The 25,461-nt window shown below is 65.5% G+C and carries 23 protein-coding genes; 1 reads left to right on the top strand and 22 read right to left on the bottom strand.

Annotation, left to right across the window (positions count from 1 at the left end; all coding sequences use genetic code 11):
- Positions 1-13: 13 nt before the first annotated feature.
- The 11 genes from BM397_RS18735 to BM397_RS18685 all read right to left on the bottom strand — a co-directional run bounded on the left by BM397_RS18735 (position 14) and on the right by BM397_RS18685 (position 12,896).
- Positions 14-1,309 (bottom strand): NAD(P)/FAD-dependent oxidoreductase, encoded by a 1,296-nt coding sequence (locus BM397_RS18735; protein ID WP_176806834.1) that lies wholly within the window; start codon positions 1,307-1,309, stop codon positions 14-16.
- Positions 1,306-3,261, bottom strand: coding sequence for an oxidoreductase (locus tag BM397_RS18730; RefSeq protein WP_176806832.1), 1,956 nt, complete (start codon positions 3,259-3,261; stop codon positions 1,306-1,308). Before BM397_RS18730 ends, BM397_RS18735 begins: the two co-directional genes overlap by 4 nt.
- Position 3,262: 1 nt before the next feature.
- On the bottom strand, positions 3,263-4,423 hold the full coding sequence (locus BM397_RS18725; RefSeq protein WP_092429396.1) for an NAD(P)/FAD-dependent oxidoreductase: 1,161 nt from the start codon (positions 4,421-4,423) through the stop codon (positions 3,263-3,265).
- Positions 4,420-6,672 (bottom strand): GMC family oxidoreductase, encoded by a 2,253-nt coding sequence (locus tag BM397_RS18720; protein ID WP_092429394.1) that lies wholly within the window; start codon positions 6,670-6,672, stop codon positions 4,420-4,422. The genes BM397_RS18725 and BM397_RS18720 overlap by 4 nt, the downstream gene beginning before the upstream one ends.
- A complete protein-coding gene (locus tag BM397_RS18715; protein WP_092429392.1) occupies positions 6,672-7,445 on the bottom strand; it encodes an amino acid ABC transporter ATP-binding protein in 774 nt (257 codons plus the stop codon). Before BM397_RS18715 ends, BM397_RS18720 begins: the two co-directional genes overlap by 1 nt.
- Before the next feature lies 1 nt (position 7,446).
- Positions 7,447-8,109 carry an amino acid ABC transporter permease gene (locus BM397_RS18710; RefSeq protein ID WP_092429390.1) on the bottom strand — a complete coding sequence of 221 codons (663 nt, stop codon included), beginning with the start codon at positions 8,107-8,109 and terminating at the stop codon, positions 7,447-7,449.
- A 3-nt stretch (positions 8,110-8,112) separates the two neighbouring features.
- Positions 8,113-8,778 carry an amino acid ABC transporter permease gene (locus BM397_RS18705; protein WP_092429388.1) on the bottom strand — a complete coding sequence of 222 codons (666 nt, stop codon included), beginning with the start codon at positions 8,776-8,778 and terminating at the stop codon, positions 8,113-8,115.
- A 10-nt stretch (positions 8,779-8,788) separates the two neighbouring features.
- A complete protein-coding gene (locus BM397_RS18700; protein WP_092429386.1) occupies positions 8,789-9,685 on the bottom strand; it encodes a substrate-binding periplasmic protein in 897 nt (298 codons plus the stop codon).
- Positions 9,686-9,766: 81 nt separating this feature from the next.
- Positions 9,767-10,660, bottom strand: a complete 894-nt coding sequence (locus BM397_RS18695) for a tripartite tricarboxylate transporter substrate-binding protein (RefSeq protein ID WP_092429384.1) — start codon at positions 10,658-10,660, stop codon at positions 9,767-9,769.
- A gap of 226 nt (positions 10,661-10,886) precedes the next feature.
- Entirely contained in the window at positions 10,887-11,609 is a 723-nt protein-coding gene (locus BM397_RS18690) for a GntR family transcriptional regulator (RefSeq protein WP_092429382.1), read from the bottom strand.
- Positions 11,610-12,449: 840 nt separating this feature from the next.
- Positions 12,450-12,896 carry a hypothetical protein gene (locus BM397_RS18685; protein ID WP_092429380.1) on the bottom strand — a complete coding sequence of 149 codons (447 nt, stop codon included), beginning with the start codon at positions 12,894-12,896 and terminating at the stop codon, positions 12,450-12,452.
- A 425-nt stretch (positions 12,897-13,321) separates the two neighbouring features.
- Between BM397_RS18685 and BM397_RS18680 the strand changes: the two genes are divergently transcribed.
- A complete protein-coding gene (locus BM397_RS18680; RefSeq protein ID WP_176806830.1) occupies positions 13,322-14,308 on the top strand; it encodes a proline iminopeptidase-family hydrolase in 987 nt (328 codons plus the stop codon).
- A gap of 99 nt (positions 14,309-14,407) precedes the next feature.
- Here the strand turns inward: BM397_RS18680 and BM397_RS18675 are convergent, their stop codons facing one another.
- From BM397_RS18675 to BM397_RS18625, 11 genes are all read right to left on the bottom strand, one after another.
- Positions 14,408-15,358 carry a 2-hydroxyacid dehydrogenase gene (locus BM397_RS18675; RefSeq protein ID WP_092429375.1) on the bottom strand — a complete coding sequence of 317 codons (951 nt, stop codon included), beginning with the start codon at positions 15,356-15,358 and terminating at the stop codon, positions 14,408-14,410.
- Between the two features lie 447 nt (positions 15,359-15,805).
- Entirely contained in the window at positions 15,806-16,567 is a 762-nt protein-coding gene (locus BM397_RS18670; RefSeq protein WP_218124919.1) for an ABC transporter permease, read from the bottom strand.
- Positions 16,564-17,331 (bottom strand): ABC transporter permease, encoded by a 768-nt coding sequence (locus tag BM397_RS18665; protein ID WP_218124918.1) that lies wholly within the window; start codon positions 17,329-17,331, stop codon positions 16,564-16,566. The genes BM397_RS18670 and BM397_RS18665 overlap by 4 nt, the downstream gene beginning before the upstream one ends.
- 32 nt (positions 17,332-17,363) lie before the next feature.
- Positions 17,364-18,374: an ABC transporter substrate-binding protein gene (locus BM397_RS18660; RefSeq protein WP_092429371.1), complete on the bottom strand. Its 1,011-nt coding sequence runs from the start codon at positions 18,372-18,374 to the stop codon at positions 17,364-17,366.
- A 61-nt stretch (positions 18,375-18,435) separates the two neighbouring features.
- On the bottom strand, positions 18,436-19,233 hold the full coding sequence (locus BM397_RS18655) for an ABC transporter ATP-binding protein (RefSeq protein WP_092429531.1): 798 nt from the start codon (positions 19,231-19,233) through the stop codon (positions 18,436-18,438).
- Between the two features lie 38 nt (positions 19,234-19,271).
- Complete coding sequence (locus tag BM397_RS18650; RefSeq protein ID WP_092429369.1) at positions 19,272-20,213, bottom strand: nucleoside hydrolase; 942 nt, start codon at positions 20,211-20,213, stop codon at positions 19,272-19,274.
- Positions 20,213-21,139, bottom strand: coding sequence for a cupin domain-containing protein (locus BM397_RS18645; RefSeq protein WP_092429367.1), 927 nt, complete (start codon positions 21,137-21,139; stop codon positions 20,213-20,215). The genes BM397_RS18650 and BM397_RS18645 overlap by 1 nt, the downstream gene beginning before the upstream one ends.
- Positions 21,136-22,416 (bottom strand): hydantoinase/carbamoylase family amidase, encoded by a 1,281-nt coding sequence (locus BM397_RS18640; protein ID WP_245696200.1) that lies wholly within the window; start codon positions 22,414-22,416, stop codon positions 21,136-21,138. The genes BM397_RS18645 and BM397_RS18640 overlap by 4 nt, the downstream gene beginning before the upstream one ends.
- A gap of 3 nt (positions 22,417-22,419) precedes the next feature.
- Positions 22,420-23,298 (bottom strand): alpha/beta fold hydrolase, encoded by an 879-nt coding sequence (locus tag BM397_RS18635; RefSeq protein ID WP_092429365.1) that lies wholly within the window; start codon positions 23,296-23,298, stop codon positions 22,420-22,422.
- A 10-nt stretch (positions 23,299-23,308) separates the two neighbouring features.
- Entirely contained in the window at positions 23,309-24,439 is a 1,131-nt protein-coding gene (locus BM397_RS18630; protein WP_092429363.1) for a pyridoxal phosphate-dependent aminotransferase, read from the bottom strand.
- Entirely contained in the window at positions 24,439-25,221 is a 783-nt protein-coding gene (locus tag BM397_RS18625) for an SDR family oxidoreductase (RefSeq protein ID WP_092429361.1), read from the bottom strand. The genes BM397_RS18630 and BM397_RS18625 overlap by 1 nt, the downstream gene beginning before the upstream one ends.
- Between the last annotated feature and the right edge of the window lie 240 nt (positions 25,222-25,461).

Here is a 25,461-nt window from a genome sequence, read left to right as displayed (position 1 = left end):
CTGAAGGTCGGGGTCAGGTGCTGCGGCTGTCGAGCCGATCGCGCAGCGACGACCACGGCAGCCAGAGATGCGGGCCGAGGCCGGACAGACGGGCCATCGGGATCGGGCGGGGCGGGGTGACCTGCAGCGGCAACGCCTCGGCGTCTGAGGCACCGGCAAGCCAGGGCCCGAGATCACGCCCGAGGGCGGTCGTCAGGGCGACGCCGCGCCCGTTGCAGCCGATCACGCCGACGAGGCCGGGTGCGAGCTCGGTGACCCGCGGCAACGCATCCAGCGTCGCCGCGATGGTGCCGGTCCAGACGTGCTCGGCCCGAAGTGGCGGGCAGTCGGGGATGAATGCTCTGAGCCGCGCCAGAAAACCCCGGCGCGCGAGGCCGTGACGTCCCGGAAGCGGCGCGACCATGCCACCGGTGATCAGCCGGTTATCTTCCGTCCAGCGCAGCGCAAAGGTGTGGCGCCGGGTGTCGGCGACCGGCGCGCAGGCGGGAAGAATGCGTTGGCGCAGCGCGGTTGGCAGGGGCTGGGTTGCCACCTGATAGACCTTCACCGGAACGATGGTATCGCGCATCCGGGGCTCCAGACCGCCGATCATCGCGTTGGTGGCCAGCAGCACACGCGGGGCTGTGACACTTCCACCCGGGGTCTCGGCGCGCCATTGGCCACCCTGGCGTTCAAGCCGCAGCGCCGGGCTGTCGCAATGCAGGGCGACGCCGGTGGAGACGCAAGCCCGCGCCAGCTCCCGCGCATAGGACAGAGGATTGATCTGCCCGCCGCTTGCCACGCGCAGGCCACCGTGCAGGGCCGGCAGGCCGGTCAGTGCCAGCATCTCGTTCCGATCAAGAAAGTCGACCGCGACGCCCGCCGCCCGAAGGGCGGGCAGACGGCCCTTCAGCATCGCCTCGGCCTGCGCGCTGTGACCGGGCTGCAGCCAGCCGTTGCGGGCCGTGGCCACATCCATGCCAAAGCGATCGATCAGTCCGAAGACCGCATCTCCCGATCCGGCGACCAACCGGAGCAGGCGTTCGGAGTGAGGCTGGCCGAGCGCCGCTTCGACCTCGGCCGGACCCAATGCGGACTTCAGGCTGGGGACGACGAAGCCGGTGTTGCGCCCCGAAGCGCCGAACCCCGGTCCCTGTGCCTCGATCAGCACGACCGACAGCCCCGCTTCGGCAGCGTGCAGCGCAGAAGAGAGGCCCAGGAAGCCGCCGCCGATGACCAGAAGATCGGCGTTCCGCGCGCCTTGCAGCGGCGACAGGTCAGGCGCGGGCGCGGCCAGATGCGTCCAGAGCGCGCCGTTTTCCTCACTCACAGCGCGCGTCCCGCGGTCCAGCCATCGAGTATCGCCGCCTCGGCGTCGCGCGGCGCGTAGGCATCGCCGATCACCGTGACCGGGCAGGGCAAATGTTGCAGTTCGCTTGCGAGGCGGGTGTCCGGCAGGCCTGGCAGCGCGGCTATGATCGTATCCGCGGGGATGCGCTCGGCCTCGGCGCGGGTGAAGATATTCTCCATTTCGACCCGCCCATCGGTCATGCGCCGCGGTTTCAGCATCGGCGCAAGTCTGACGCCGGCAGCGAGGACCTCGCGTGTCAGATAGGTCAAGTTCTGGATCTCGAGATGCTGGCCGATGTGCAGCGCGGCGGAGGCGAGCGTCACCTCATGACCCGAGTGTGCCAGCGACAACGCGGTGACCATGGCTGGCGCCCGGTGCATTCCGTCGAGGATCAGAACCCGCCGGCCGATCCTGTCCGACCCTTCGGACCAAGAGCGCACTGCTTCGTCCAGCGAGAGCACGCTGTCCGGCACCGCGCCCGGCAGTTCGAGCGGTCGGTTCTGCGCACCGGTGGCAAGCACCACCGCAGACGGCGCGAGAGCGGTGATCGAGGCGGCATCGGCGCGGCTGTGCAAGCGGATGTCGACGCCGAGCCGTGCGAGCTCTGACGTCTTGAAGGCGATGAGCCGGTTCCACTCACTGCGGCCGGTCGGCCGCTTCGCCAGATCGAGGCGACCGCCAAGACGTCCCGTGGCTTCGATCAGGATCACCTCATGACCGCGCAAGGCGGCCTGCAGAGCCGCCTCCATGCCGCCGGGACCGGCGCCGACCACCACCACGGGACCGGTCCGAGTCTGCGCAGCCACGACCGGTTCCACCTCACGGCCCGTGAGTGGTGTCCCGATGCAGCTGATGTGCCGCCCGCGGTAGAGCCGCCCGAAACAGGCCTGCTCACAGGCGATGCAGGGGGTGATGCGCTCTGGCTGGCCGGCTCTGGCTTTGGCGGGCAGATGCGGGTCGGCGATCAGCGCGCGGGCCATGCCCGCCATGTCTGCATCGCCCTGCGCGAGCATCTCCTCGGCGAATTCGGCGGTGTGGATACGCGTGCCGTGGATGATCGGGATATCGACGCGGTCCTTGATCTGCCGCGCCAGCGAGCGGAACGGCCCCGGCGGCAGACCCATGGGGGGTTCATGCAGCATGTTGGACACCAGATTGCCGTCGGTCCCGGCGCTGACATCGACGAAATCCAGCGCCCCGGCCTCGACCAGCCAAGGCACGACCTCGGCCATGTCTGCGGCGGTCAGTCCGCCGGGCACCAGTTCGTCGCCCGACACCCGCACGCCAAGCGGCACTTCCGGACCAATCCGCTGGCGCACCTCCGCAAGAATTTCCCGGGCAAAACGGCTGCGGCTCCACAGATCACCGCCGTAGGCGTCGGTGCGATGGTTCGAAAGCGGCGACAGGAACTGCTGCACCAAGAGCCCGTGCCCGCAATGCACCTCGATCCCGTCGAGACCTGCCTGCAGGCAGCGCTCTGCCGCATCGGCATGCGCGGTCACGACCGTGGCGATCTCTTCTACCGTCATCTCATGCGCGACTTCGCCGTATTTCTCTTCGTAGTCGGCGCTGGCCGACCAGAGCGCCACGGGGCGGGCCGAGGTCGCAAACCCCATATGCGACAGATAGCCGAAGACCTTTGTGCCATGCGCCTGCACTCGGCGCGCCAGTTCGCTCAGTCCGGGGATGATCCGGTCGTCGTAATTGCACAGAAGCCCGGTGATCCCCGGCGACGAGGGGTGCACCTGCTGGGAGCCGAGCATGATCAAGCCGACTTCGCCTTTGGCGCGCTCTTCGTAGTAGGCGATCATCCGGTCGTTGGGCGTCCCGTCGGTGGGCATGCCGGTGCCATGGCCGGTCAGGCAGACGCGGTTGCGCAGCGTGACGTTGCCCAGAGTGATCGAGGCGGTGAGATTGGGGAACTGCGTCATGTCAGGCCGTGGCGAGGATTGGAGCATCGCGGAAAGCAGCGATCTCATCCGGAGCGATGCGGGCCGCGCGCTCGGGCGTGAAGGGCGCAAGCAATGCAGCGGTTCCGGTCAGAATATCCTCTGCCACCAGCGCGCCGACCGCAGGGCTGATCTGGAACCCGTGGTTGGAAAACCCGCAGGCCAGATAGAGCCCGTCTGCCGCCCGTCCGATGAACGGCAGGCCGTCGATGCTCTGCGCTTCCGTGCCGGCCCATTGATGCACCAGCTTGTGGCGGCTCAGCCTCGGCAGGATCGCCGCGGCGCCCGCCCATTGCGCCGCGGCATGGGCATCCAGTGGCAGGGTCTGCAGTCCGCGCCCGGTGGGTCGCGCGAACCAGCGTCCGCCGATCATAAAGGCGCCGGAGCGAAGTTGTTTCAGCGACAGATTGCGTCCGACAGCGGTGACCGTGGGGGCCAGAATGTCGGGCAAGGCGAGGTCCGATAGCAGCATCTGCAGCCCGCGTGCCCGCATCGGCAGCGCGAGGCCCAGCGGGGCCACAAGCTCCGCAGTCCAGGCACCGGTCGCCAGAACGGTCTGCGGCGCCCGCAGCGCGTGTCCGCCCGCAAGAGCGCCTGTTACCTTGCCATGTTCCATGAGAAGACTTGCGGGCGCGCCAAAGTGACATGCCACACCAAGCTCCGCGCAGGCGCGGGCCAGCGCCTGCGCGGTGCGCCCCGGATGAGCCTGACCGTCGCCGGGGCTGAAGGCGCCGAGCAGCGCGGAACCGGTCACCTCGGGCGCAATGTCCCTGATCTGGGCCGCATCGACCCGCTCGGTGGCGATGCCGCCCGCCGCGTCCGCCGCCAGCCGGTTCTCGATCGCCGGGACCTCGGCTTCGGTCTCGGCAAGGTGCAGGTGCCCCCCCTGCGACAGCTCGAGGTCGGCACTCAGCGCGTCCTGCAGCCCCGGCCAGAGATCGGCGGCAATCCGGCTCAGGGGCTGTTCATGCGCATTCCGGCCCTGCGCACGTAGCCCTCCCGCGCTGGCCCAGCTGGCAGAGGGCGCGCCTGCAGCGCCGCGGGGGTCAACCAGCGCGACGCGGGCACCTGTACGGGCAAGGTTCCACGCGGTAAAGCCGCCGATCACGCCGGCGCCCATGACGATGCAGTCGACGGTACTCATGCGATTTCTTCCTGTTTGCCGTCGGCGGCGACCTGATCGCCGACGATGGCATCAGCGGCTCTGAGACTGAGAGCAAGAATGGTTAGTGCCGGGTTCACTGGCGGCAGCGACACGAAACTCGAACCGCCGATGACGGTCAGGCCCGGAGTGTCATGCACGCGGCCAAATCCATCGGTGACAGAGGTCTCCGGATCGTGGCCCATGCGGGTACCGCCGGTATCATGGGTCGAGATCGGTCCGGTCAGCGCGGGGCGACGCCAAATCCGGGCAGCCCCCATCTTGCGGGCGATCTCTTCGGCGCGGTCCTGCAGCCACGGGATCATCGCCTTTTCGTTGTCGCCGATGTCGAAGGTGATGCGTACCACCGGACGTCCCAACGCATCGGTCTGCTCGGGGTCGAGGTCCAGCCGGTTGTTGGTCGAGGGCAGGATCTCGGGGTCGATGAACAGCATCATCGTGGCGTTGTAGGAGGCCACGAAGAACTCTTTCCACGCCGCGCCGTAGCGGGGCACGTCGGGCGGCAGAACGCCCGAGGCCTCGATCGGCAGATATTGGTTGAAGGCAGCGACACGACCGCCGCGGATGAACCCCAGCCCGGTATGATCGAAGTGGTCGCAGGACAGGTCGGCGATGGCCGTGGCCTGAGCGGTCGGCCCGATGAAACGGTTGAGCTTGCGGTCGTCGAAGACGGCATAGACCGAGGGCTGCTGCCGGGTCATGTAGTTGCGCCCGACCTGATCGTGGTTGTTGCCCAACCCTTGCGGGTGCGCTTCATCGCGCGAGAGCAGCAGCAACCGCGTGTTCTCGAATGCGTAGGTCGCAAGAACCACCTGACGGCCACGCTGCACGTGGCTCTGGCCATCGGACGTGAGATAGCGCGCGCCTACTGCGCGCCCGTCCTCGGTGACGATCTCGGTCACGCGCGCGCCGGTCAAAATGGTGAGCAGCCCGCTGTCCAAAGCCTCGGGCAGCACGGTGTTCTGCGCCGACGCCTTGGCATCCACGTGGCAGCCGAAGCGTGAGCAGAAGCTGCAATAGGTGCAGGCATGCCGACCCTTGTGCGGCGCGGTGAGGATCGCGGCAGGCAGGTTGAACGGATGGTATCCGAGGCTTTCTGCGGCGGTGGCGAAGGTCTGACCCAGGCCGGAGCGGCGCAGGGCAGGCATCGGATAAGGGTGCTTGCGAGGGGCCTCGAAAGGATTGCCGCGCGTGCGGCCGTTTTCGCGCGGACCGCCGGCATGGCCGGAGACGCCCAGCAGATCCTCCGCCATGTCGTAGTAGGGTTCGAGGTCGCGGTAAGACATGGGCCAGTCGGCCAGGGTACTGTCCGCCGGGATCGAGGTCTCGCCGTACTTGGCGACGGTCTTCGAGCGGATCTCGAAATCATCCTCGTAGAAGCGCATGGCGACCGCGCCCCAGGCCACCGAATTGCCACCCAGCTCGGTTTCGAGCCCTTGGCTCATCGACGCGCGGCGCGCCGGCGCGCCGGGGCGGAGCCGCCACGTCGGCACCTCGCTGTTGAACTTCTTGGCGCCGCCGAGGTTGCGGAAGGCGGTGGCCGAGAGCTCGTCCATCGCGTGCTCACGACCCGTGCGGCTGTCGCCCGCTTCGAGGATCACCACACGTTTGCCCTGGGCGGTCAGGCGATGGGCCATGAAGCCCCCGACAAAACCGCCGCCGATGATGACCACATCCGCCTCGGGCAGCGGCTCGGACGCGGCGATGGTGGCGGGAGCGCTCTCGAGCCGGGCATCCTGGCCGAGGCTGTCCATGGATTGCGGGGCGCGGGCGACCTTGTGGCTCACCTGCTGCTCCTCGGCGCGATAGCCCGGCTGCGCGCCGGGAAAGCCGATCAGTTCCCAGCCCTTGAAGCCCCGGTTTCCGCCATGGCGCGGATCGCAGAAGAGGCCCTCGCGCAGATGCCGCCAGATGAGATCGAAAGCCGAGTAGTCAGAGGGGCGTGGCAGGGCGTCGAGGCTCGTGTCATTGGCTTCGAAGAGCGCCAGAATGCTGTCCTGCCGGTCGGTCGGTGCGGCGGCGAAATCGCCACCGGCGGCAAGATCCAGCGCCGCGATTAGCTCGGTATAAAGCGGAAGATGTTCAGCATAGGGCCCGCTCAGCGCATCCGAGACGTACCCCACAGCGCCGATCTCCGAGGCCGAAGGGCTGCCATCCGCGCCAGCGGGGAAGATCCGGTCAAAGAGCGCAGCAAGTGTGGCGGTCTGGGCGGGAGAGAGGGAGGTGGTCATCAGTGGCTCCGCAGGATGCGTTGCAGGAAGGCTTGGGTACGCGGGTGCTGCGGGCTGCGCAGAACCTGAGCGGGCGGCCCGGTCTCGACGATCTTGCCCGCATCGAAGAAGGCGACGCGGCTGGCGGTCTGGGCGGCGAAATCCATCTCGTGCGTGACGACGAGCATGGTCATCCCCTCCTCGGCAAGGCTGCGCATGACCGCGATCACCTCGCCGACAAGTTCGGGGTCAAGCGCCGATGTAGGCTCGTCAAACAGCATGAGGCGGGGTTTCATGCACAGCGCGCGGGCGATGGCGACACGCTGCTGTTGGCCGCCCGAAAGCTCAGCCGGAAAGGCTCCTTCACGACCCGAAAGGCCGACACGGTTCAGCAAATCCCGCGCGCGCTCGGTGGCCTCCGCGCGGCTGAGGCCGCGCACCGCCATTGGCGCTTCGATCAGGTTCTGCAGCACCGTGAAATGCGGGAAGAGGTTGAAGTGCTGGAACACCATGCCGATCTCGGCGCGCTGGCGGCGAATGTCGCGTTCGGGCAGCGCGCGGTCTTCGCGGGCGCCCTCGCCATAGCCGATCCGCACGCCGTCGACCCGCACCTCGCCGCTGTCAGGCGGATCGAGATAGTTGATGCAGCGCAGCAGTGTCGACTTGCCCGAGCCCGAGGCACCGATCACGGCCACGACCTCGCCGCGGTCCATGCTCAGGGAAACGCCGTCGAGCGCGGTGAAATCGCCGTATGTCTTGCGGAGATTGCTTGCGGAGACAAAAGGAGAGGGCATGTCAGCGGGCCAATCTGTAGCGCAGCCGGAGATGCCGTTCGACCCACGCCTGGAAGGCGACGAGCACACCGCTGAGCGCGAGGTACAGGACCCCGGCCAGCAGCACGAAGACATAGGGCTGGTAAGTGATCGAAGAGGCTCGGGTGGCCTCGGCGGTAAGGTCGGCGACGGATACCATGGAGGCCAGCGAGGTGCCTTTGACCATGATGATGGCGCGGGTCATGTAGGGCGGCACGATCAGTGGCAGTGCCTGTGGCAGCAGCACGCGGCGCAGCGCGTGGCCAAACGGCAGCCCGAGCGCGCGGCAGGCGGCAAGCTGGCCGCGATCGAGCGCCGAGAAGCCGCCGCGGATGTCTTCGGACATATAGGCGGCGCCCATGGCGACGAGCCCGATGGTCGCCGCGGTCATCGGCTTCATCCGCAGGCCGAGCTGCGGGCCACCATAAAACACGAAGTAAAGGACGATGAGCGCGGGCAGCAGGCGCACGGCGTTCACCAGAACGGCGAGGGCGCGCGCAAGAGGACGCGGGCCAAGGTCACGCCCCAGTGCAATCGCCGTAGCGATCGGCGTGGCCAGAACGAGCGTGAGGACCGACAACTGCACGGTGATCCAGAACCCCGACAGGAGGTCGGGCAAGTAGGGGGCGATGAGCGTGTAATCCATGAGTTACCGCCCCGCCCGGCGCCGGTTCGACCAGCGTTCGCCAAACATCTGCAGAAGCAGAAGCACGCCGTCGAGCAGCGCGTAGATCGCAGCGGCGACGATCAGCACCTCCAGCGGCCGGTAGGTGACGACGAAGATCTTCTTCGCCGCATTGGACAGCTCTGGCACTGCCACGGCGGCGGCCAGCGCGGTGCCTTTAAGGATTTCGGTGGCATGCGAGATGTAGGGCGGCAGGGCCGCGGGGATGGTCTGGGGCAGGATGATCCGCATCAGGGTGCGGTGCGCCGGAATGCCAAGTGCGGCGGCCGCTTGTGCCTGCCCCGGTGGGACCGAACGCAGGCCAGAGGCGAAAATCTCGCCGAAATAGAAAGACATGTAGGTGGTCATCGCGAGGATTGCCGCAGGCAGCGGCTGAAGCGTCAGCCCCATGATGGGCAGGCCGAAGAAAGCGAAGAACAGCAGCAGGAGCGGCGGGATGCCGCGGAAAATCCAGCTGAGCGCCAGAACCAGCGCGCGCAGCCATGGCTGCGGCGCCAGCCTGAGAAACGCGACCAGCAAGCCCCCCGGTGTTGCGAGGATCAGGACAGCCAGCGTCAGCTGGATGGTGACGCCCGCACCCTTCATGAGTGCGGGCCAGACCTCGGGGATCGTGCTGAAATCGAGTGTCACGTGACGTGCCTCAGTAACCGATCTTGCCCAGCAGATCGACTTCTGCGGTAGAGGTCGCGTATTTGCCGATCAGATCCGACAGCGATCCATCCGCGCGGTAGTTGCCCAGAAGCGTGTTCACCGCGACCAGCAGATCGGGCTCGGTGGCGTTGACGCAAAGGCTCTGCGGGAAGACCTCGAGCGCCGGACCGACCATCATCAGGTCGTCCTTGTTCGGTGCGTTTTCGAGCACCGAGAGAGCGTTGGATAGGTTCATCACCACCACGTTCGCCTGACCGTTCTGCAGACCCAGAAGCGATTCCTGCAGGCCCGGGAAGTCGGTTGCTTCGGCATCGGGCAGCGCCTTCTTCGCGCCTTCGAAGTAGATCTCGCCGCGCACGCCGCCGATCACCTCGTCCCCGATCTCGTCGAAGCTCGAGAGGCCGCCGTCCTTGAGGGCGATGCCGACGGTGGCGTTGAGGCCGGTCGGCGAGGTCATCAGGAACTGGTCGGATCCAAGACGCTCAGGGTTCCAGGACGCGCCGTCGCAGGCGATGTCGAAGCGTTTCGCCGCCAGCCCCGGCAGGATACCGGCCCATTCGAGCTGCACGAACTCGATGTCCAGCCCGAGGTCCTCGGCGAGCTTCTCGAAGAGCTCGACGTAGGAACCGCTAAGCTCCGAGGTCGCCGGGTCGACGAAGGTGCGGGGCGGAGAGGTGCCGGTGGTGCCGACCGTCAGGACGCCCTCTTTCAGCAGGTTCCGAAGCGGCCAGGGAGAGGGGTAGTTCTTGACGGGCTGAGCGTCGCCGATCGCCGCCTCGAAGGCAGCTGCCGCGTCACTTGCCGCATCTTGCGCAAACGCCGAGTGAGTCATCGCGGCGCACAGCAGGGCAGGGGCCATCAGCCCCGTCCGAAGGATCGTGGTCATTGGAAGTCTCCGTGTCGGGATATGGGTGGCTCCGGGCTGTGGTCCCGGATGTCCGGTTTGGGGCGATATGCCCGTATCGGGTCAGGCCGCTTCGGGAAGAAGCCCGGCCAGACCAAGATGCTTTTCGTACCAGTTCCATTCCTCTTCGAGGAACGCGCGGAAGGCGTCGCCGGGCAGCCAAGCGTCGGCCTGTCCGTTCCGGCTGAGGTAGTCGCGCCATGCTTGCGTGTCGCGCAGCGCGGCGAAGTGGTCATGCCAGCGCTGCTGCGCCTCGGCCGAGAGGCCTCCAGGCGCCATGAGCCCGCGCCAGAGCTGGAAGGTCACCGGCAGGCCAAGCTCGGCAAGCGTCGGCACGTCGGGGAAGCTGGGTTGGCGCTGCATGTCGAGCGCTGCGACGACAGTCATTGTACCCGCCTCCACGTGCGGCAGGATTTCCGCGGCAACACCGCAGCCCCAATCGATCCGGCCTTCGATCAGCGCGTTCCAGACCGCGGGCTCGCTTTCGGTTACGATGAATTCCACGTCGGCCTTCGTGCCTTCGGCGATGGCCAGCGAGAGCAGGTGGTTGATGCCCCCTAGAAAATAGCCGCCGGTTCGGGTTGTGGCCTGCGGCAGCGCTTCGAGGAATGCGCCGGGTTCGGCGAGTGGACTATCCGTCCGCGCGACGACGAAGAAGCGGTCTGCCACAAGACGCGCGATCGGCGTCAGGTCACGGTGGGTCAGAGACATTCCGCGCAACAGTGGCGCCTGAAGAAAGACCGGCGTGCAGGTCGAGACCAGGCGTTCCTCGCCACGGCAACTGGCCATGAAGTGCATCGAATCAACTCCGGGATCGTCCCCCTTGGGCAGGAGCGCAAGCGCGGCCATCTCGGGAAATCGCTCGGCCTGCGCGCTGCGCAGGGCCTCGGCCATGACCGGGGGAGCACTGCCCGGCGGGCCATGAACGATAAGGGTGTTTGCGCTGAAACGAGTCATGAAGTTTCCTTGGAAACGTCTTTGCTATGCTACTGAGTGTTGCTCGTGATATTTCAGATGGCAATCGAAATTTCGTTTATATTCTCGTGATATTTCGTGCAGTCTCAGCGCAACCTGCTCATAGAAATATCACCAAAAAAACATCTGCGGCAGATGCGCCGAAACGCAAACAGCCCGCACATCGGTGCGGGCTGTCGCAGGTCTGCTTGCGTTTTCTGCGGCCTCCTCAGAGGCTGATGGTTCCGGCCTGTCGGGACATCGCGAGTGATTGGAACAGGCCCTGGCGTGTCAGGTCATTGTGGCGGATCATCAGGTCTCGGGCGGCTTTTCTGTCGCGCCGCGCGAGCGCATCGACGATCTCCAAGTGATCGGTGTTGGTCTCGGAGTTCACGTCTCTCATCTGGGCGCCGATATAGAAAAAGCGTTCCAGTTCGTCGATCTGACGCGCCAAGATGTTCACCAGCCGCGAATTGCCAGAGGCGGCGGCGATGGCCATGTGAAACCGGCGGTTCGCGGCGATGAAATTCGCGATCGTCTGAGTTTCTTCCTTCTCGTAGGCCACCACGGCCAGCTCTCTGAGCTCAACGAGCATGTCATCCGTGATCTGCTCGCAGGCCAGCTCGGCGGCACCGGCCTCCAGAATCGTGCGAAGATCGAAAAGTTCGTTCATGTCGCCGAAGGTTATGGGCGAAATCTGGTAGCCACGGCGCGGAAAAGTGCGGACCAATCCTTCTTGCCGCAGCTGCGCCAAGGCTTCACGCACCGGGGTCTTGGACACGTCGAACTGCTGCGCGAGTTCTGCTTCGGAAATCTCGAGGCCGGGCGCGAGCTTGCAGGTCAGGATTTCGTCACGCAGACGCAGGTAGACCGTCCGTGTCAGGGACATCTGTTTGCGCTTGCCGTCATTGGATGGCGCGGTGTCCGCGGCTCTTGCCAAAATCCTGTCCATTACCCCTCCGATCCGGTGGCTCCCGGTTCTTCAGATTACCTTAAGATACTACGTGAAATATTACAAGCTATGACGACGACACATGGAAAGTGACTTGAAGTCACCGCGGATGGGGGGGCTTACTCCAGCGCCAAGCCAACCACTTCTCGCTGGACCTCGTCAGGGATGGCTGCCGCAGTCGAGGGTCCTCGAGATGTGCAATGATGTCGGGATCGCCAACGAAGTCCTTCTGGAACCTACACCATTCCTCGACCGACGCATAGGATAGTGCCCCAGCGCGTGGTGCAGGAGCGCCGACCTCCTGAGGGGGCAGGGCCTGACAGTGGGATTGTCCGTGACGCGGGCCAGGGCTTCAAGGCTCATGTATCGGCGCGCCACTGCCCATTCGCCATTGTCACTCGGGCCAGTGGGGTGACATGGCTCATGTCTCCGTCTCAGGGTTCAGGTGTCGCAACACAGACCTTTTCCCCGGATCGACGGTGACCGCCAGCCTCGCCTAGGGCTCCACCCGCGGCTTCCTACACCACGCGGTGGGGCGCTATCCGATGCGGAGTGTTGCGATCCCATCGTGGTACGTCGATGCGGCCGGGAGCGGTCACAGCATCAGGGCCCATTGCGCCGAAAGCCGGTAGAGTAGGCCTGCAAGAGTTGCCCTGTATGTGTCCCGTGTCCGTCTTCAAAAGGACGTCGGGCAATTTCGGAAGTCCGGGCGTCAGTGGTTCAACGCGCGTTCCGATTTGGTGGCCGGTTGCACCATCTCGGGCGGCGTTGGGCGAAAGAGTTCGCCCAACGCGATGTCTTCCGGAACCGCCTGACGGCTCCCGAAGACAGACCACAAAGTCAGTTCAGCAGGTCGGCGACGGCTCCGACCACGGCGAGGATCTCGCGGGTCTGGTCGTCGATGCGATAAACTTGGCCATCCTTCTTGTAATAGCTCGCGCCGCGCTGTTCCTTGAGCCCGTAGGCCTTGGGATCGGGCAGCTTTTCGCCGGCGTTGCCGAACTTCTGCCCTTTCTTCATCGCGGTGGGAGCTGGCTGGGCCTTGGCGCCCTGCTGGGCCTTGGCGCTCTGCTGCGCCTTGGTGCCCTGCTGCGCCTTGGGCTCGACCGACTTGCCCGGAGCCTTGGCCTGCTGCTTTGCCTGCGGCGCGGAATTGGTGGCGCAGGCCGCAGCCTTGCTGCCCGGTGCGCAGCTGTTGCCCGGGGTGGCACCTTGCGCGCTGGCCAGCGTGGCGGGGAGGGCGATCATCGCTGCACCGATGAGTCCGAGGGCGAAATTGCGCATCATTTCTTGTTTCTCCTTTATGCGTTAGGGGTTCAACGGGCGTCCCGCCCTATCCCGTCGCAGGAGCGCGAATTTTTTTTCTTGGGGCACGGCGCCGCGGGCATCCCTCCGCCGATCTTGGCTCAGCTGCCGGGGGTCTGCTTACGCCCGCCGCGGCAATTGTCCTGCCCCGAGCCGCACCCTCGTGCATGGCGGAGGCAGGACCTTTCGTGCGGGGTGTCCGTCTCCTGCCGAAATCAAGGGCAAGCGTATCAGAAACTCAGCATCGCGCGCGGAAGGTGCCGCCTTTGTGCGGCGCGTCGGGAATTCCACCTGACGAACTGGGCCGGGCCTACTGAAGTCGCGTCACTGAAAATGCTGACATGCGGGTGCCTCCATGGCGGCAGTTTGCCGCGTTGGCCTGTGCACCTGTCACGGAGAAGAAAATAATGACCGACCATTTGAAAATGAGCCGCCGCGTATTCTTGGCCTCGGGCGGCGCTCTGGCTCTGGGCACAACCGGCTTGCTCCCGGAGGCGGCCCTGGCGCTGCCCGACCCGGATATCGCGGGGTATATCGACATCCCCGAGGGAAAGCTCTGGTACCGGATCAACGGCGCGGCGCACCTTGGCGGCCCGAAGGCACCGTTGCTGTGCCTGCATGGCGGGCCGGGCGGAAATTCCCGTTCCATGATCTCGCTGCTGGCCCTGGCGGACGAGCGGGCCGTGATTTTCTACGACCAGCTGAACGGCGGAAAATCGACCTGGTCGGACGACAAGTCGACGTGGACGGTAGAGCACTACCTTGGCGAAATTCCGCAGGTGCGCGCGGCGCTCGGCCTCGACCGGGTCATCCTGGTCGGCCATTCCATGGGCACCGGCTGGTCGGTGCAATATACTGCCGAAATGGCCCCCGATGGGGTCGAGGCACTTATCCTCGGGAGCCCCTACCTGAGCACCGCTGACTGGATCGAAGACGCCAAGCTCTATCGCGAAGATCTGCCGGCAGAGGTGCGCGAAGTCCTGGAAGCCAAGGAAGCGACAGACACCTACGACGATGACTACTGGGCTGCGAGTTCGGTCTATTCCGATCGGCACTATTGTATCGCGCCCTGCGAGGTGGGCGACATGGCCAATGACGCGCCGCCCTTCAACGGCGCATTGTATGACTATGTCTGGGGCCCGTCGGATGTGAAGGTCTCCGGCACGCTGAAGGACTACGACGTCACGCCGCTGCTGGCGAAGATCGAACAGCCGACGCTGGTCTTCTCCGGGTCCGCCGATGCCGCGAGCCCCGCCACCGCGAAGCGCTACGCCGAGCGCCTGCCGAATGGGGAATTCGTGGTGATCCCCGACGCCGGTCACAACGTCTATCAGGAGCAGCCCGAAGCTGTGGTCACTGCGGTTCGCGGCTTCCTCGAGGCGCAGAATCTCTGACCCCAAAAGGGCCGGGCCCGGACGGGACAACGGCCGGTTCGCGCGGCAGCCTGCGGATGCGGACCCTCCGTTGCTCCGCCGCAGCTGCCCCGCGAAAAATCAGTAGCCGGTGGCAAAATCCACGCTTTCGGGCAGCCGGCCGTTCTCGCGGAAGGCGCGGATGTTGGCGGCCACGACCTGCGCACCGGTCCGGGGATCGGTGGGGGCGGAGATATGGGGCAGGACGGTGATGCCGGGATGGGACCAGAGCCCGGACTCCGGCGGCAGCGGCTCTTGGTCGAAGACATCGAGCACGGCGTGAGAAAGCCTGCCGGCATCCAGCGAGGAAACCAGCGCGTCGGTCGCAACGATGGGACCGCGCGCGAAGTTGATGAGCGCCGCGCCGGGCTTCATGGCGGCAAACGCCCTTTCGTCGAGCAGGCCTCGCGTCGCCTCCGTGAGCGGCAGCAGGCACAGGACGATGTCGCTGTGCGACAGCAGCTCCGCGAGCCCGTCTTTGCCGGAAAGGGAGATGATACCCGGCAAGTCCTTCTGGCTGCGGCTCCAGCCAAGCACGTTGAAATCCTGCGCGCGGATGCGCTCGGCCGAGGCTGCGCCCAGCTCGCCGAGGCCGAGGACCCCCACGGTGACGGACGCCGCGCTGCGATAGGGTTGCTGGCACCATTCACGCGCCCGCTGCTGGCGCGCGTAGGCGGGCATGTCGCGGAACAGGTAGTAGGTCCAGGCCAGCGCCGCCTCGGACATGTTTCGGGACAGCTGCGGGTCGATCAACCGCACGACGGGTCGGTTGAAGTCCGGAAGCTCGGCGACGAGGCGTTCTACCCCGGCCCAGAGGCTGTGGACCCAAAGGATGTTGGGGAGTTTGCGCAGGTCCGTCGGGTCGGGGTTGGCGACGATGGCGATCTCGACACCGGCATGATCCTCCGGGCGCATCCTGCGCAGCGACTCGATGTGTTCCGCGGGCAGGGCGGCACGCAAAAGGTTCAGCCAGTTGGTTTCGGCGTCGTCGGACAGGCGGGTGACAAGCGCGATCTTAGGGGTTGCGGACATCTTGCTACTTTCAATTCAGGTGGGAGAGCGAGAGGCAGCCGCACGTGGCTTCGGGGAATGCGACGAACTACGGTTGTGAATTGCGGCGACGCGTCAGAAGGTCCGGGTGGCCCTTCTGGTTGATGCATAGTCGGCCGTCAACGAGCTTGAGGGCATCCACCTGGCCCGGGTCGTCTAGACAGGCAGCAATGCAGATTGGCACGCACGAGCGATGCGATGCAGCATGGGATTGAGCCGTTGGCGGGTAAGTGCGCATCTGCGCGACGACTGTGGTCCTGTTCTGCATGCCGAGAACCCGTCGCGCACCTCGAGACCGCGACTTCCGTGCTGATCCGGGCTGGAGGCTGACGTGTTCCCGGCGGGGCCCGCCTGCGCTTGCTGACACCCGCCTTGGGAAAGCACCTCGACGACCGGAAAGGCTCTGGTCGTCGAGAGCGGCTGCTCCGCTTAGCGCCAGAACACCAGCCTGCGCTCGAGGAAGGAGACGACGGCGAAAAAACCGAGGCTGGCGATAGAGGCGACGAATATCGCCGCCCAGACCTGTACGAAGTCGATGACGATGACCGCCTGGTAGATCACCCAGCCAAGGCCGCCGTAGGCGCCGAGCATCTCGGTGACGATCGCGACGATCAGGCTGCGCACGGTCGACAGCCGCATCCCCGACAGGATCAGCGGCAGGGCGGTGGGCAGGCGCAGCTTCCACAGGATCGCGGCGCGGCTGGCACCGAAGCTGCGCATCAGGTTGACCGAACGCTCATCGACCCGGTCGAAGCCGGCGAGCGCCGAGACGAACATGGTGAAGCTCACCGCGACCGCCACCATGACGATCTTGGAGCTGACGCCCATTCCGAACCACAACAAGATCAGCGGAGAGAAGGCGACCACAGGCACCGAGTTGACCGCCGTGGCGGCGGGCACGATCACCTTGCGCAGCTGTGGCACGAGGGTGACGGCCAGCGCCAGGGCGACGCCAATGGCGCCGCCGAGCAGGTATCCCGCGAGCGCTTCGCCCAGCGTGTAGGCGGCGGCCTCGCCCAGCACCGCGCGGGCGGTCCAGAAGCGGGCGATGATCTCGGAAACGGCGGGCAGGATATAGCTCGGCAGATCGAACAGCCGAGCGGCAAGCTCCCAGATCGCGAAGAGGGCCAGCCCGCCGAAGACGCCGCGGGCAAGCGCGTGCTGCGAAGGGCTCATGGGATCATAGGTCACGAGCTTTCACCTCCCCAGAAGACAATGCGCTTTTCGGCAAGGCCGATGGCGCCGAAGAAGGCGATACCCAGGACCGCCGAACACAGGATGCTGGCCCAGATCGCCACCATGTTCTCGGCGTACATGCCCTGCAGCAGCAGGACCCCGAGACCGGTGGTGTCTCCGAACCATTCGCCCACGACAGCACCGGCAAGACCAAGCGCCGAGGCGATGCGCAGCGCCACGAAGATATGCGGCAGCGCGGTGGGAAAGCGCAGCTTGCGCATGATTTCGCGGTCCGAGGCGCCGAAGCTGCGCAGCAGTTGCACCTGCTTCTGGTCCACAGCGCGCATCCCGAGAAGGCAATTCACGGTAACCGGAAAGAAGGTCAGGTAGAAAACGATCACCGCCTTGGCCAGAATGGTATTGCCGAACCACATCACCACCAGAGCGCCGAAGGCGATCACCGGAATTGTCTGCGAGACGATGAAGATCGGGAAGATGGTCTCACGCAGGAAGCGCAGCCGCGAAAAGGCAACACCGATCCAGATGCCGAAGAGCGCGCCGGCCCCAAAGCCCATCAATGTTTCAAGCCCGGTGCGGATCATTGCGTCGCGATAGGCGCCGGGAGTGCGCAGGACCGCCTCGATCACCGCGCTCGGACGGGGCAGGACATAGGGGCGGATGCCGAAGGCGATCACCAGCAGCTCCACCGCAAGCAACACGGCGGCGATCGCCACCAGCCCCTTGAGAAGAGGAAGCACGGCGCCGAAGCGCCGTGCCATGGGCTGTGCGCCCGCCATATTGGCCTGAACCGTCATTCCGGCAGCCGCTCGGCCGAGGGGATCGCGTCGACATACTGGCTGTCGAAGGCCGCTGCGAGGTCGATCGGACCGCCCAGCACGTCGTAGTCCACGAGGATCTGGTGCGCGCTTTCCACCGCGTCCATATCGATGGTGAACAGGCCCTGCTCTGCGGCGGCACCGGCCAGCATGATCTTCTCGATCTCGTCGAGCATGAACTCCTGATGCGGACGCTCGAGGGTCGGCGCTTCCTGCATGATCAGGTCAATCGCCGCTTCCTTGTCGGCAAAGGTGTCGAGCCAGCCCTTGACCGTTGCGCGCATGAAGCCCTGCACCAATTCAGGGTGCTCGGCGGCAAACTCGTTGCCGACGATCAGCGTGTCGCGCGGGAAAGAGACGCCGTAGTCTTCGGGCACGAAGCGTTTCAGGTTTTCTTCGCCGACGCGGGTCATCAGCGAGTAGTACTCGTTGTAACGGGTCGCGGTGACCACATCGACCTGACCGTCGACGAAGGGCGTGACCGAGACCTGCTGCGGCTGGATGTTCATGCTCGAGCGGTCGAGGTCGTTGGCCGCCAGCATGCCGAAGAGGACGTAGTTCGCACCGGTGAACCAGGTGGTGATCGACGCGTCCTTGAAATCGGCGATCTCCTGCACCGGGCCGTCAGCCTTCGACACGAAGACGAAGGGGGTTTCCTGGTGAGCGATACCGATGCAGGTGATCGGCAGGCCCTTCTCGATCGCCGCGAAGACGGAGTCGGTGCCGCCCGAGAGACCGAAGGTGTCGGCGCCGGTGGCAACGAGGTTCTCGGTCAGTAGGTTCGGACCGCCCGGGTTGATCGTCAGGTCGAGGCCTTCGTCCTCGTAATAGCCTTTCGCCTTGGCCATGTAGAAGCCGACGAACTGCGCCTGCGGCAGCCATTTGAGGCGCAGCGACACCTCTTCGAGGTCCTGCGCAAAGGCAGGCGCGCCGACCATGGCGGTCGACAGAGCGAGTGCGGTGGAGAGGAAGGAACGTCTTTTCATAGGATTACTCCATGTTGGGGATGGGCCCGGTTTGGCCGGGCTCGGTTGCTTGGCCCTTGGTTCAGTGGGAGGCGGGGCCAAAGGTCTTCATGCTCTCTTCCTCGATCGCATCGAGCAGTTCGCGTTTGAGGGAGATGAACTCGGGGGAGGTGACGAGATCGGCACTCCGAGGGCGTGGCAGATCTACGGTGCGCGCCAACTTGATCGCGCCGGGGCGGGCGGTCATCACGAGCACCTTGTCGCCGAGGAATATCGCCTCGTCGACGTCGTGGGTGATGAACAGCACGGTGCGCTTGTGTTTCTGCCAGACCTCGAGCAGCCAGCGCTGCATCATGGTGCGGGTCAGCGCGTCGAGCGCGCCGAACGGCTCGTCGAGCAGCAGCAGATCGCGCTTGAACATGAAGGTACGCATCAGCGCGACGCGCTGGCGCATGCCCCCCGACAGTTCGTGCGGATATTTGTCGGCAAAGCCGGCAAGGCCGAACTCGGGCAGCATCCGCTGCGCCTCGGCGCGTGCCTCGGCCTTGTTTGCGCCCTCGATCTCAAGTGGAAGGATCGCATTGTCGATCACGTTGCGCCAGGCCAGTAGCAGGTCGCGCTGCGGCATGAACGAGACCCGGCCCAGCAGGTGTTTGGCGTGCACCGACTGCCCTTCGAAGCGCAGTACCGAACCGTTGTCTGGCTCTTCGAGGCCCGAGACGATGTTGAACAGGGTGGACTTGCCGCAGCCCGAGGGGCCGACGACCGTGACGAACTCTCCGGGCTGCACAGTGAGGTCCACGCCGTCCAGCGCCTGGACCTCGCCGAAGGTCTTCGAAAGCTTGCGAAGATCAAGGATCGGCTCGTCTGCGGGGGTCATGGCTGGCTCCATCGTGCTGGGGTAGGTCATTGGCATGTTCATGTGGTCAGCGCCCTTTCGAGCATGCGGAAGAAGGCGCCATTGTCGGCGCTTTCGATGATGCGCGCGTTCTCGTGGTACTCCGGCCAGCGCGATCCGAGCTTGGCGGGATGAATGGCCGAATGGCCGCGGGTGATGGTTCCCGTGGTTTCGATCCGCACCACCGCATTTCGCGAGGCGGTGATGATCGACGGGTCGATGGCACAGGCGCAGGTCAGCGTGTCGGGGTGGGTGCAGATCACCTTGCCGTAGCGCTGCTCGGCGACCTTGCGCGGTGTGTCCGAAACCTTGCGGTAGAATTCGGTCAGCGGGGTTTCATGGCCGTCGATCTGCGCCAGTTGCTCTGCGTCGAAGACCGAGGATCCGAGGGTCAGCGTCCAGGTCGAGAGCGTGATGTTGAAACCGGCGCGAAAGACGATCTCGGCGGCCTCGGGGTCGATGTAGAAGTTGAACTCGGCGCAGGGCGTGACATTGCCCACCGAATTGTCGGTTCCGCCCATGATCCACAGGTGTTTGAGCGCCTTGGCGATGCGCGGCTCGCGGCTGACGGCGAGCGCGAGGTTGGTCAGCGGCGCCTGTGCGATCATCTCGATCTCGCCCGGCGCCGCCATGATACGTTCGATCAGCGCATCCACCGCGTGCATCTCTTCGGGGCGCTGGCGGGCGCGCGGCAGGTTCGCGCCGCTCATCCCGTCCGCCCCGTGCATCTGTGCCGGCTCCCAATCCGCCAGGAGCGGACGACGTGCGCCGAGGTACACCGGCACCTCGCCGGATTTGCCGGCGGCCTCGATGGTCGCCAGCGCATTCTCGGCCTGCTGGTCGAAATCGACATTGCCGTTGCAGATCGTCACCGCCTCGAGCGTCACGCCCGGCGTCTTCATCGCCAGCAGCATCGAGAAGGTGTCGTCCCCGGCGGTGTCGGTGTCGATGATCAGCCGCATCAGTAGAACTCGAACCCCATGGTGCGGGCGTGGTAGTAAAGCCCACCATCCTGCACGATCAGGAATTCGGCGCGGGTGTCGCCGTCGTTGTGGTGGCTGTGCTTGGCCGCCGCCGGAGTGAGCAGCGTGGCCCAGGGGCTCCAGTCGCATTGCTGGTCATCGACCATCGAATAGGCCGGATCGCCCGCAACCGCGAGGGTCAGTGCTGCCGAGTTGTGCTTGTGCGGCGGCTGGAAGCTGTGCGGCTTCAGCGTGTTGAGCGACAGGGTCAGCGTCGGGGCGATGTTGCGGCTCGCCTCGGTCTGGGCCGCCGAGAAGATCAGCGCGTGACCCGAAGTGGTGTCATTCGCGTCGCGCTGGTACACCACGTCGAGCTGGTGCTCGATCTCATCCGCCGGGTAATGCACGAAACCGGTGGCCGCTTCGGAGCCGGTGATCGGGGCGGCCTTCTCGAAGGCCAGCTGCGGGTCGTTGCCTACGGCCCAGAACACAGCTGTTTCCGAGGCGTTGATCTGGCTCGCCACACCGCCCGGCAGCAGGAACACGTCGCCCTTGCCAAGCTCGGCAGTCTCGTTGCCGACGGTCAGCGTGGCGCTGCCCTCGATCATGTACCAGATCGAGGCCGTGCAGTTGAGCGTGGTATCGAGCGTCTCGCCGGCAAGCACCGTGGCGTAGCGTGCCAACATCAGCGGCGTGGTGGCGGGGAAGGGGCAGTCAAGCTCGTCCGAGAGATCGCAGAGCACCCAGCCGGTTGCGGTCTTGGCCATCGCCTTGGCAGGTTCGTCGCGCAGGATGCGCGGCGGCACCGGCGGCAGCTTGATGTTGAAGGCGTTGCCCGAGTTGAAATAGCGTCCGCGGCCTTCGGCCTCGTTTTTCGGTGCGCGCGGCAGTTGCACCGGCATTTCTGCCATATCATTGATCGTCATGACAAATCTCCATTTTCTCGGGTGGCGGAGGCGGCCTTCAGGCAGGTGTCGAGCAACACCTGCGCACCGGCGGCCACGTGGTCGGGATCGGCCCATTCATCGGGGTGATGGCTGAGGCCCCCGCGGCATGGGATGAAGATCATCGCGGCTGCGGTCAGCGGGGCCATGTGCCGGGCGTCGTGCCCGGCGGCGGACAGAAGTTCGGTGGCGGGCAGGCCGCGCGCAGCGGCACTGGCGAGTATGGCGGCGCGCAGCGCCGGCGAGAAACCGTTGGCCGGGGCGTCGACCATGCGCCGCACCGCTGACGTGCAGGGGGACGCTTCTTGCTCCGCCGCTGCTTCGAGCGCGGCACCAACGCGGTCGAGCACGGCATTCTCGGGGTGGCGCAGGTCGATGCGAAAGCGCACGGTTGCGGGCACGACGGAGGGCGCGTTGGGTTCGACCTCGACCCGGCCGATGGTGAAGCGGATGTCTGGCCCGGCCTCCAGCGCCGCGGCCTGCATCGCCAGCGCCACGCGGGCAAAGGCTTGTACCGCATCGGCGCGGCGCTCCATTGGCTCGGTGCCGGCGTGGGCTTCCCGGCCCGAAAGCGTGATCTCGTAGGTCTTCTTGCCTTGAATGCCGGTGACGGCGCCGATCACCAGAGCGTCGCGCTCCAGCCGGTCAGCCTGTTCGATATGCGGCTCGATATAGGCGTGCAGCGCGAAGCCCGGCTCATGCCGCGGCACCTGCGGGAAAGTCTCGGCCAGGAGGTCGAGCTCGGCGCCGACGCTGATGCCCTCGGCGTCGCGAACGGCGCGGATATCGTCAAGGCTGCGGTGCCCGGCGAACACCTCCGAGCCCATCATGCCGGGGGCGAAGCGTCCGCCCTCCTCGTTCATCCACGCGACGAGGGTGATCGGTCGCGGCGGGGTGATGCCGGCGTCATGCAAGGTTTCCAGCACCTCGAAGGCGGCCAGCACACCATAGACGCCGTCAAAACGTCCGCCGGTCGGTTGGCTGTCGAGGTGCGAGCCGATCAGCACCGGTGCGCCCTCGGACGCACCGGGCAGGGTTAGGAACAGATTTCCTGCCGTATCGAAGCTGGCAGTGACGCCGATTGCCTCGCCCCAGCCGATGAGCCGCGCCATCGCCGCGCGATCCTCGGCGGAGAGGGCCTGCCGGTCTACCCCGTCGTCATCGCGGGCACCGATCTCGGCCATCGACATCAGCCGCGACCATAGGCGCTCACCGTCGATGCGGGGCAGGGTGTCGATGTTGCGGTCCATCAGGGTCATCGCTCAGTCCGTCCGCATCACTTGGCCGGGGTCGGCGCGCACGTCGCGGCGGCCCCAGGCGCCGGCTTCGACCATCGCGAGAAACTCCGCGAGGTGGCGGTTGAACATCTCCGGCTCTTCGAGGTTGAGCGTATGGCCGGTCTTGGGCAGGACCAGCAGCCCCGAGGCCGGCATGGTCTTTTTCAGGAAGATGCCCGGTTGCAGGCAATGATCGTCCTCGTCCCCGACCATGATGAGTGTCGGAAGATCGCAGGCCTTGAGGCCATCTTCGAGATCCCAAAACGATGGGCGCCGCGCCTGCACGCCACGCATGGTGTTGGCGGCGCCGATCTTGTCGTGCCGGGCAAGGCGGGTGACGAATTTCAGGTGCTCGCGCGGGTCCTTGTTCTCGAACTGCACCCGGCTGGCACCGCGTCCGTAGATCTCGGCAAAGCCCTCGGGATCGGCTTCGAACTTGTCGGCCACGGTCAGCGAGACACCGCGGAAATACTCCTCGGTCTCCTTCTCACAGCCATAGCCGGCGCCGGCGACGGTCAGCGAAAGTGCCCGCTCGGGGTAGCTGAGGCCAAAGTGCACGGTGGCGAAACCGCCCATCGACAAACCGACGATATGCGCCTTTTCGATGCCGAGGTGATCGAGCACTGCGATGGCGTCATCCACCGCGATGGCCTGGGAGTATTTGTCGAGATCGGCGGGGATGTCCGACGGCGCATAACCGCGGGCCGCATAGGTGATGCAACGGTGACGGCGCGCGAAAGCGCTCATCTGCGGCTCCCATGCGTCGTAGTTGCCGCCGAACTCGTGGATGAAGAGGACCGGCGAGCCGGTCTCTCCTGCGGTTTCGTAGTAGAGCTTCGTGCCGTCTTTGGCGGTAGCGTACATGATGCGCCTCTCAGAACAGGGCCGGAACGTCGGTCAGGCCCTTGGCCGTCTGGACGTAATCCGCGAGTTTCGCTGCCAGCTTGTCCGCCCATGCCTCGGGCACGGTGGTCGAAACCTTGATAAAGCGGCTGCCGAAGGCTTCGGTGTGATAGGCGCCCTGACGGATCATCACGCCGTCAAGCCGCGCCGCCTCGACGATGGCTTCGGGCGTTGCGCCACAGCCGGCGATCTCGATCACCAGGAAGTTGCCATGCGAGGGCCAGACCGGCACCGACATGCCAAGCGCCTCTGCGGCGTCCTTGATCTTGACCTTGTTGGCCTGATCGATGCGCCGCACCTGGGCCATCCACTCGGCCTTGACCTTCAAGCCAGCCAGCGCGCCGCGCTGTGCCACCACCGAACCGCCAAGCACCGACGTCGACGCGGCTGCGAATTCCGCGATCAGCTCGGGGCTGGCGAGGATGCCGCCGATCCGCATGCCGGCAAGGCCGAGCCATTTGGAGAAGCTGAAGGTGCAGATACAATTTTCTGTATCCACAGAAATCGCCGGCGTATGCCCGTCCGCGAAATCGCGGTAAGTGCAGTCATGCACCAGCAACGCGCCGTGTTCCTTGGCGATGGCGGCGAATGCGGCGATCTCTTCGGCACTGTAGGTCACGCCCAGCGGGTTATTCGGGTCGACCACGTAGACGATGGCGCAGCGCTCGTCGATGTGTGCCCGCAGCATCTCGGGGGTCAGCTTGTAGTTGGTTTCAGGCCCGTAGATCGGCGTCTGCACCACCTCGGCGCCCTGCTGCTCGGCGAAGAGACAGGGCCATTTCCATGTCGGGTCGGTGGTGACCAGCGTGGTGCCCGGCTTGGCCCGCGCGCGGCAGACCAGCGACAGCGCGTTGACGCCGCCCTCGGTGACCAGCGCCTCGAGCCCCGGTACGCCGAAGTCGTCGACGATCGCCGCCCGCAGATCCTCGAACCCGAGGGGCGGCGCATAGGCGTTGAATTCGCCCTTGGTGATCGACTCGATCATCGCCGCGGTGACGGCCGGATGCGCCGGAATGTGGTTGGTGTTCTGTCCCATCCACGCCAGATCCGGCGTGTTGAACAGATCGTCGAAGTAGCGGTTGCGTACGGCAAGCGTGCTCATCAGATCACCGAGCCGCGTGCGGCAATCCCGCCGTCGATGGTCACCACGGTGCCCGAGATGTAGCCGGCTTTGGGCGAGGCGAGGAAGGCGCAGAGGTCGGCCACTTCCTGCGCGGTGGCAGGGCGCTTGCCAGGGTATTTGTCATAGAGCTCTTCCCAGCGGCTTTCGTCGCCGAGCATGTCGATGGCTTTGCGTTTCATGATTTTGAGCATGCGATCGGTGTCAACCGGACCGGGGTTCACGCCGACGACGCGGATGCCCTCGTCGAGCGAGCGGCCGCCAAGCGCCTTGGTGAAGGACATCAGCGAGGCATTGCCGGTGGAGCCGGCGAAATAGGAGGCGTCCCAATTCTCGCCCGAGTTGCCGATCACGTTGATGATCACGCTGTCCGCCTTGCTCTTGCGCTTTTGCCAGAACAGCCGCGAGAGGGTGATGTAGCCAAACACTTTCAGCTCGAAACCACGGCGCAGCGCCTCGTCGGTGACGTCAGTGATCGAACCTGCGGGGATGTCGCCGGCGTTGTTGATCAGGATATCGTAGTCGCCAGCGGCGGCATCCAGCGCGGTCATCGCCTCGGCCGAGCCGAGATCGGCGGGATGGATGGTGACGGAGACGTCGTATTTGGCGTCGATCTCTGCCTTGAGCGCGGCCAGCGCCTCGCCGTTGCGCGCCGCCAGATGCAGGTTGCAGCCCTCTTCAGCCAGCGTCAGCGCGCAGCTGTAACCGATCCCTTTCGAGGCACCCGTGATCAAAGCGGTCTTGCCGGACAGGTCGAGTTTCATTCGTGTCTCCTAGTGTATGCAGAACTGGTCTATTTGCATACATGACGATTGGTCTCTGTCCATAGATCAATTTGCACCGGCCTAAGAAATCCAGAACTTTTCAAAAAATTATGCTGAACCGGGCTGAAATCTTCGCTCCCTGCCTCAACGGAAGGCATTCTCTAGGAAAAGGTGCTCAATTTGCCGCCTGACAGAGTAAAGTGTCCTGAAGCGTCCACGGCGTATACAGAATGACACTTT

Origin of the sequence: Alloyangia pacifica, from assembly GCF_900116195.1 — a bacterium.
Taxonomy (GTDB): domain Bacteria; phylum Pseudomonadota; class Alphaproteobacteria; order Rhodobacterales; family Rhodobacteraceae; genus Salipiger; species Salipiger pacificus.
Note: the sequence above shows the minus strand (reverse complement) of the source record. Positions and strands in the feature narration are given on the sequence as shown.

Coding starts and splice junctions, on each gene's coding strand:
- BM397_RS18730 (WP_176806832.1), bottom strand. CDS start 3,261: ATGACGCAGTTCCCCAATCTCACCGCCTCGATCACTCTGGGCAACGTC.
- BM397_RS18725 (WP_092429396.1), bottom strand. CDS start 4,423: ATGAGTACCGTCGACTGCATCGTCATGGGCGCCGGCGTGATCGGCGGC.
- BM397_RS18720 (WP_092429394.1), bottom strand. CDS start 6,672: ATGACCACCTCCCTCTCTCCCGCCCAGACCGCCACACTTGCTGCGCTC.
- BM397_RS18715 (WP_092429392.1), bottom strand. CDS start 7,445: ATGCCCTCTCCTTTTGTCTCCGCAAGCAATCTCCGCAAGACATACGGC.
- BM397_RS18710 (WP_092429390.1), bottom strand. CDS start 8,109: ATGGATTACACGCTCATCGCCCCCTACTTGCCCGACCTCCTGTCGGGG.
- BM397_RS18700 (WP_092429386.1), bottom strand. CDS start 9,685: ATGACCACGATCCTTCGGACGGGGCTGATGGCCCCTGCCCTGCTGTGC.
- BM397_RS18695 (WP_092429384.1), bottom strand. CDS start 10,660: ATGACTCGTTTCAGCGCAAACACCCTTATCGTTCATGGCCCGCCGGGC.
- BM397_RS18690 (WP_092429382.1), bottom strand. CDS start 11,609: ATGGACAGGATTTTGGCAAGAGCCGCGGACACCGCGCCATCCAATGAC.
- BM397_RS18685 (WP_092429380.1), bottom strand. CDS start 12,896: ATGATGCGCAATTTCGCCCTCGGACTCATCGGTGCAGCGATGATCGCC.
- BM397_RS18680 (WP_176806830.1), top strand. CDS start 13,322: ATGACCGACCATTTGAAAATGAGCCGCCGCGTATTCTTGGCCTCGGGC.
- BM397_RS18675 (WP_092429375.1), bottom strand. CDS start 15,358: ATGTCCGCAACCCCTAAGATCGCGCTTGTCACCCGCCTGTCCGACGAC.
- BM397_RS18665 (WP_218124918.1), bottom strand. CDS start 17,331: ATGGCACGGCGCTTCGGCGCCGTGCTTCCTCTTCTCAAGGGGCTGGTG.
- BM397_RS18660 (WP_092429371.1), bottom strand. CDS start 18,374: ATGAAAAGACGTTCCTTCCTCTCCACCGCACTCGCTCTGTCGACCGCC.
- BM397_RS18655 (WP_092429531.1), bottom strand. CDS start 19,233: ATGACCCCCGCAGACGAGCCGATCCTTGATCTTCGCAAGCTTTCGAAG.
- BM397_RS18650 (WP_092429369.1), bottom strand. CDS start 20,213: ATGCGGCTGATCATCGACACCGACACCGCCGGGGACGACACCTTCTCG.
- BM397_RS18645 (WP_092429367.1), bottom strand. CDS start 21,139: ATGACGATCAATGATATGGCAGAAATGCCGGTGCAACTGCCGCGCGCA.
- BM397_RS18640 (WP_245696200.1), bottom strand. CDS start 22,416: ATGACCCTGATGGACCGCAACATCGACACCCTGCCCCGCATCGACGGT.
- BM397_RS18635 (WP_092429365.1), bottom strand. CDS start 23,298: ATGTACGCTACCGCCAAAGACGGCACGAAGCTCTACTACGAAACCGCA.
- BM397_RS18630 (WP_092429363.1), bottom strand. CDS start 24,439: ATGAGCACGCTTGCCGTACGCAACCGCTACTTCGACGATCTGTTCAAC.
- BM397_RS18625 (WP_092429361.1), bottom strand. CDS start 25,221: ATGAAACTCGACCTGTCCGGCAAGACCGCTTTGATCACGGGTGCCTCG.